This window comes from Synechococcus sp. N26, from assembly GCF_900473975.1.
Taxonomy (GTDB): domain Bacteria; phylum Cyanobacteriota; class Cyanobacteriia; order PCC-6307; family Cyanobiaceae; genus Parasynechococcus.
This window is the reverse complement of record NZ_UCNM01000010.1, coordinates 456,844-463,229: the sequence shown is the minus strand read 5'-3', so window position 1 is coordinate 463,229 and position 6,386 is coordinate 456,844. Positions and strand designations below refer to the sequence as shown.

At 54.6% G+C, this 6,386-nt stretch carries 9 protein-coding genes; 1 reads left to right on the top strand and 8 read right to left on the bottom strand.

Annotated features, from left to right (window positions below; genetic code table 11):
- Nucleotides 1-424: 424 nt before the first annotated feature.
- A complete protein-coding gene (locus DXY33_RS10390; protein WP_115132791.1) occupies nt 425-1,000 on the bottom strand; it encodes a helix-turn-helix domain-containing protein in 576 nt (191 codons plus the stop codon).
- Between the two features lie 682 nt (nt 1,001-1,682).
- On the opposite strand from DXY33_RS10390, the gene DXY33_RS10380 reads away from it, so the two are divergent.
- Entirely contained in the window at nt 1,683-1,853 is a 171-nt protein-coding gene (locus tag DXY33_RS10380; RefSeq protein WP_115132789.1) for a conjugal transfer protein TrbI, read from the top strand.
- A 14-nt stretch (nt 1,854-1,867) separates the two neighbouring features.
- Here DXY33_RS10380 and DXY33_RS10375 read toward each other — a convergent pair whose 3' ends face one another.
- The 7 genes from DXY33_RS10375 to DXY33_RS10345 all read right to left on the bottom strand — a co-directional run bounded on the left by DXY33_RS10375 (nt 1,868) and on the right by DXY33_RS10345 (nt 6,375).
- Complete coding sequence (locus tag DXY33_RS10375; RefSeq protein ID WP_115132788.1) at nt 1,868-2,152, bottom strand: hypothetical protein; 285 nt, start codon at nt 2,150-2,152, stop codon at nt 1,868-1,870.
- Entirely contained in the window at nt 2,149-2,370 is a 222-nt protein-coding gene (locus tag DXY33_RS10370; RefSeq protein WP_115132787.1) for a DUF3721 domain-containing protein, read from the bottom strand. Before DXY33_RS10370 ends, DXY33_RS10375 begins: the two co-directional genes overlap by 4 nt.
- Before the next feature lie 4 nt (nt 2,371-2,374).
- On the bottom strand, nt 2,375-2,632 hold the full coding sequence (locus tag DXY33_RS10365) for a hypothetical protein (protein WP_115132786.1): 258 nt from the start codon (nt 2,630-2,632) through the stop codon (nt 2,375-2,377).
- Nucleotides 2,633-2,890: 258 nt separating this feature from the next.
- Nucleotides 2,891-3,952: a GTP-binding protein gene (locus tag DXY33_RS10360; protein WP_115132785.1), complete on the bottom strand. Its 1,062-nt coding sequence runs from the start codon at nt 3,950-3,952 to the stop codon at nt 2,891-2,893.
- Nucleotides 3,953-4,067: 115 nt separating this feature from the next.
- Entirely contained in the window at nt 4,068-4,778 is a 711-nt protein-coding gene (locus DXY33_RS10355; protein ID WP_115132784.1) for a phosphoesterase, read from the bottom strand.
- The gene (locus DXY33_RS10350) at nt 4,778-5,593 is read right to left on the bottom strand and encodes a metallophosphoesterase (RefSeq protein WP_115132783.1); all 816 of its coding nucleotides are present in this window, start codon (nt 5,591-5,593) and stop codon (nt 4,778-4,780) included. Before DXY33_RS10350 ends, DXY33_RS10355 begins: the two co-directional genes overlap by 1 nt.
- Before the next feature lie 5 nt (nt 5,594-5,598).
- Entirely contained in the window at nt 5,599-6,375 is a 777-nt protein-coding gene (locus DXY33_RS10345) for a GTP-binding protein (RefSeq protein ID WP_115132782.1), read from the bottom strand.
- Between the last annotated feature and the right edge of the window lie 11 nt (nt 6,376-6,386).

Genomic DNA, 6,386 nt, shown 5'->3' with positions numbered 1-6,386 from the left:
GCAGGAGCCACCAGCAGTTGCTGGAAAAGCTTCATTTGATTCCTCACACAGGAAAGCCCATAGGGCTGCTCCATTTTGCTTTTTCGCTGTGTTGCTTGCTACTCGTTTATTTCATTCCAAAGTAGCTTTCTATACATTCACGAGTTCCTTCGATTCGGGCCTTTGCTTTTTCTTGGATTCTCTTAGGCACTCTAATATTTATGGAAAGGTGGATTCTCTCTGGTCAGATGAGTTGTTGGCTTGTGTCTTTTTTTACTCCTGCAGGCTGGTTCTAACCTCAGGGTAAGCGGTATTGTTGTTGGATTGATTGGCTATGCACTTGGCCGAGTCCTCCGAAAACCGTCTCGCAGTTAGCAAGAAAAAGGGTTGCAAGAAATCCAAGTGCTCCAAGTGGAAGGGTGGATCTTGTCGTTGTGGGCGTTGATTAATCCACAGGTAAAATGATCTGTTTTTTTAATTCATCAATATAGATTTTTTGGGTCTTCCTGAGGGCGCTAATCGTCCTTGATACGGTAGATCTCGTGGATCCAATGATTTCAGCAATGCGTGCATGAGACAAGGTGTGTTCCAGTAGTAGGCCTTCCGCGGTTCTCTTCCCCAACCTTGTCATCAGTAATTCAAAAAATTTCATCAGTCGTCTTTCCAGATTTGCCTCATGTCTCACGATATGGAGTTGAATGATCCAGTCCATAATGGCGTCACTGGTGTTGGATTCTGTTTCCTTTTGACATTCCACGAAATAAGTCGTGTTTGTTTCGGCTTCTATCGTGATTTCAAGGTCTTCTGGATAGTGGAATTTGAATGTATCTACTTTGCATGCAAAAGCTAAAGTTATGTCTTCTATGTTTTTGGATTGTTTAGCTGCAATCCTTATAATTCCGCTCTTTACTGTTATTATTATTTCTTCTCCGGCGTGAGGTCGTTCTAGGTGGGCTGTTTCTGATGAATTCAGGGATATTGGCTTTCCTCTCCTGTCTCGATAGTGTTGCTCAGTATTCATTGATGTATTGACTTGTTATTTTTGCTACACCAGGTTGTGATTAATATTCTTGCTGAAATCTTTTTGCTTTCTATGAACTGTCAACACAAGGATTCGTGCGTATTCGATGTCTTTTATAGCACGATGTGGATTTTTGATTTTGTCTGCTCTTGTGATATTTGCTTTCTTCGAAGTGAGATATGGCACATTGCGCCACCGCGAAAAAGAGCCTGTGTCTGTTAATTCCCGATCCATAGCATTTTTTCGGGCTTAGCGTTCTGAAGCGATTCCATGTGCTCCTCTGTCAAGGCCTGTGCCTCCTTGTCGTTGCCTGTGAGTGAAAGGTGAGATGCGCGTCGGTAGCACCATGCAATGACTTCTCGCATCGTTTTGCTTCTCAGCTGATCATTTTTGTTCATGTGTTTTGGGCGTTTCTCTCGTTATTTTTCTGCTTCCTGATTGATTCGTGGCGAATTTAATTGCTTCCGCTTGTGCTATTTGGCCTATTGCGCTGTGATTGTTGGACTTTCTCTTGTTTTCCTTCTTCTTTTATTATTGTTATTGGAAGCGGCTCTTTGCTTGTGGGTCGCTGTGTGACGTGAGAATCATTATCAATTTATCTGCGTAAATTGTGTGTGGAAATGGTGTGTTTGTTCTGGAGGGATTTTTTTCGGCCTATACAACAGTGAGTTGATTGGTTGTGATGGCTCCCGCTACGCCCTGTGCCTGCCCGCGTTGCACCTGTGAGGTGCAGGCGTCCCAGGCTGTTGTTCGTGATGGCCAGAGTTTCTGTTCAGAAGCCTGTGCTACCGGTCATTCCAACCACGAGCCCTGCCATGGCAGTGGCTCCTGCGGCTGCACTTGCGCGGAGTGAGGCCATTGGGGTGATTAACCCCCTGTCGTGCGGGCTGGCCTGAGCAGCATCGTCAGCCCAGACACGGTCACAACGATGGTGAGCGTTCCCAGCAGGACTGGGTACACGGGCTGAAGGTTGAGCCAGCCGAACTGTCCTGTGTGCAGTTTGAGCAGCCAGAAGGCATCGATGTTCTGCTCCAGCAGCAGGCTGTAGAGGGAGCCGGTTCCTGCGGTGATCAGCAGTGGTGCTGCGGCGATCGGCACAAGCCAGCGATGGACGCGCCGCGCCTGCCGGCTGGTTGTTTTGGAGGCTTTCATTGCTTGCGCAGCTGTTGGTGGAGTTCCCGTTCATCAGCGCAAGGCATCCAGCGGCCGTTGTTCTCGTGAACGGTGGTGCAACCGATCTCAGCGGCCCGTTGCTGGGCTTCGGCTTCGGTGTCGTAGATCCCCTTGCCGTGGGCCATCCCTGGTGCTTGGTTCACCACCAGGGCCAAAACGCAGAAGTTGAGTGCCGTTAACGGTTGGATGGCGCGCATCGGTTCAGAAGCCTTCGCAGTGTTTAACGGCTTTGAGGTAATTCATTTTGCCGGGATCTGTGCCTCCCTTGGGATTGATGCTGGCCCGCATGGAGATCTGTGCATCAATGCAGCGGTTGTAGCGATGGGTTTTGACTGCTTGCGGGATCAGCAGAATTGCGATGCTGAGCAGGCTGAGGCTGCTGACGGCAGCCAGTACGGGGTAGGCGTGGGCTCGCACCATCTCGCGAGCCGTGAGCTTTTGTTGGTTGTGGTCGTCCATGCGTCGCTTGTGAGTGGTTTCAAAGTATTGACAGCCTTGCGCGTTGATTGGCCTTGAGCAACGTTGCTGATCTGGCGTTACAGCAGAAGAACGCGGAGGTTTTGATCAGCGCGCATCGCGACCTCGATTTCATTACTGAAAAATGACCGCTCTGGGTGCTGAGCAAAGGCGATTCCGTTGTCACGGGAGCTACGAGAACCAGCGCCAAGACGGAACCACCACAACGCGAGTTTTGGAGGGGTTGCGGGTTCCTTTGACTCAATCAGCCACACAGGCCTGGAGTTGCTTCCGCAGGGTGGTGTGGTCGATGTCGCGGCCGATCAGCACCAATTGATTCTTGCGATCACCGGTCCAGTCGGTGTCGTCGATGGAAAAGCGTTTGCCCGCCAAATGGAACACATGGCGGCGTTCGCTTTCGTTGAACCACAAGACTCCTTTGGCCCGAAACACCTCCTGGGGCATCTGGTTGTCGAGGAAGTTCTGGAACTTGCGCAATGCAAAGGGCCCATCACTCTGGAACGACAGGGAGGTGAAGCCCTCGATGTCCTGATGGTCACCGTGCTCATGGCTGTGGTGATGGTGGCCATGGTCATGACCGTCCCCATGGCTGTGGTTATGCCCATGGCTGTGATCGTGTCCATGGTCGTGGTCGCAGTCGCTGTGATCCAGGCTCGGATCGTCGGCAGGGGAACTCACCTTGTCGGATTCGAACAGTCCAACGCTGAGCAGCAGGGGCAGAGGCACATCTCCTTTCACCGACCGCAGGATCCGCGCATCGTTCTTGACGGCTCTGAGTTGCTGCTCGACAGCCTCAAGCCGCTCCTCTGAGACGAGGTCGCACTTGTTCAGCAGCAGGATGTCGCCATAAATCACCTGGGCCCGGCCAACTTCCGTGTCCAGAACGACGTCGTCGAAGTTTTCTGCATCGATCAAGGTGATGATCGAATCCAGGCGGGTTTGGTCCCGCAGCTCACTGCCAAGGAAGGTCATGGCCACCGGTAGGGGATCGGCCAGACCGGTGGTTTCGACGACGATGTAATCAAGCGGTTCTGGGCGTTCAATCACCCGTTCCACCGCCTCCATCAGCTCGCCGTTGATCGAGCAGCAGATGCAACCGTTGCTCAGCTCCACCATGTCTTCACCGGTGGTGACCACCAGATCGTTGTCGATCCCGATTTCACCGAACTCATTCACCAGCACCGCGGTCTTCACCCCCTGCTGATTGCTCAGGATGTGATTCAGCAGCGTGGTTTTCCCCGCTCCGAGGAAGCCGCTGAGAATGGTGACGGGAACGTTGGCGGTGGCGGGTTCAGTGGTCATTGGGTCCGAAAACAGAGGTGATCTTTGGGATCAAAGGTTGTGAAACGACGTTCTTGTGATCAGGCGAGCAACTCACTCAGCAGTTGCTGCGACACAACATCTCGAGACGTGGCATTCAGCCAAAGCCCCTCCCCGAAGAGTTGGAAGGTTCTCCCGCAATTCGAAATTCGATGTCATCTGTGGCGGGGTCATAGAGGGTGTAATGCCTCCCTCCGCCAATGCCGATCACGCTTCGTTTGGGCACAGCCTGTTCGCTCTGCTGTTCACCGGCATGGTCTTTGACGTGGGATTGGATGGATCCTCCAGAAAGCTCCAGTCGGAACTGACGCTGACAGCGCGCCGTAAACAGCCGGTTCACATCCAGCCGCGTCAGCCGGTCCAGCAGCACCAGGGCTGAAGTGTCTTCCGTTAGCCGGTCGCCGACGTCAGCGGAGCTGCCATGAATCAGAGCGCAGTCGAGTTCGATGAAGCCGAACTGCAGCGATGCCAGCCAGTTGAGATGGTCAGCGTCCACCGAAGCGAGAAGTTCTCCGACCGCCGCCTCGCCCTGCTCGGCTCTGAGGCCTTCAGCCTTGCGTTCGCCGCGGTAGCCACACTCCGCCAGAAGCTGTTCTTCCCACCAGCCATAGATGCAGTCGGGCTGAAGATCAGCGCGCTTTGGCTGCCTTAGCCGCTCGAGCAGTGCATTGCACTTGCGTTGTGATCCGATCAGATCACCGAGAACAAAGAGATTGGCAACACCCCGTTGTTGCTTCAACTCCCTCTGAATCTGTTCGTACAGATCCAGGTCTCCTTGGAGACCACTCACCAGGCCCCAGCGTTCCATCAGCGCTCACACACGTGGCTGGCGTCTTCAGCCCGCTCGGCATATTCGAAGCCGTGGCTGAGCCTCCAGGCAAACACCTCAGGTAAGCCCGCATCAACGATCGCTCGACAGGTTTTGGCGACGTCGTAGTCGACCTCGCGAATCGTCACTTCTCCGGTGTTGTCGTTATGGATCACATAGGTGGCCTTGGTGCTGCCATGACGTGGTTCCCCCACAGAACCAGCGTTAACGATCCGCCGCATCGGCAGTTCCAGCTCCTGTTCTGTTGGTGCGCCTTGATCGCGTTGTTGCACCTTTACCCGAATGGACCCCTGCCGTAGTTCGCGCACATAGGGCTGGTGGGTGTGGCCGCAGAACAAGGTTTCCGCTCCTGCTGTTTCCACCCGTTCAAGGGCAGCAAAAGCATTCATGTCGGGCAACAGATATTCGTGCTGACTGTTCGGACTGCCATGCACAAACAGCAGCTTGTCGCGCCGCAGTGTCATCGGAAGTTCAGCCAGAAAGGCCTTGTTCTCCTCCGTCAGCAGATCGGCTGTCCAGTGATGGGCGCGATGGCCTCGTCGTTCCGCCAGCTGGGAGGGATAGCTGCATTCACAGGCATTCAAACCGTCAATGATGTCCTCGTCCCAGCACCCCTGGCAGCTGGGAATCTTGCGCTGACGCACCAGTTCCACCACTCCATTGGGCTGGGGTCCGTAGCCCACAAGGTCGCCAAGGCAGGTGATGGTTTCGATGCCCTGGGAGTCGATGTCGTCGAGCACCGCCTCCACGGCGGCAAGGTTGGCGTGCAAACAAGAGATGACGGCGTGGTTCATGTCAATCAGCCTTGCGATGTGGGTTGTTGTTGGAGCTGTTGTTGCTGCATGGCGAGCACGTCATCCGCGAGCAGACAGTCGTTGATGGTGGATTGAATGCCTTCGGGGTTGAGTGCCTTGCCCTGAACAACGAGCTCTGAGGTTCGACTGGGGCGACCCTGCGGCGGTGCCGTGGCGTCCAGGGGCAGGAACTGGGATGACTCCTGGCTCACCATCCAATTGCAGAAAAATGCCCGCCCGTCAGGAAGATTCATTAGGCCTTTCGCGCGGTACACATCGCCGTAGGCACCGTTCACGAGTTCAAACCAGAAGCTGCTCAGGCTGTTGGGATCCCAGACACAACCCGAAAGAGAGGTGTGCCAGGCCTCGAGCTTGCTGAACTCCAAGGTGTCCTTTGCAGGCAATTCAGGGTCTCGCCCGAAGTGCAGGAGTTGGTCGGGGTGCAGCTGCAAGGCCTCCAGCTTGGAGCGAACGTCGTCTCCGAGCCCCTCAATGCCCTCCTGGTTGGGGGGATGGAACTGCTGCACTTCGATCAGGGTCAGCCCATCGTTGTCTTGTTTCAGGTCCGTCGCGTTGGCTGTTGCCGGTTCCTCAAGCCTGGGCACCTGGTCCTTGAGCCAGGTCAGGTCGATTCCGCTGTCTTGCCCCTGTTCAAGCCCCGCTGCCTTCTCTCCCTCCAGCCGCAGGTAGGCGCAGGGTCCTTGATGCTGCTGGAGCCTCTGCAGCGCCCAGGTTGTTTTCCCGCATCCCGGGGGGCCTGAAATCAGGCACACCTGGCCCATTGCAACCTCCT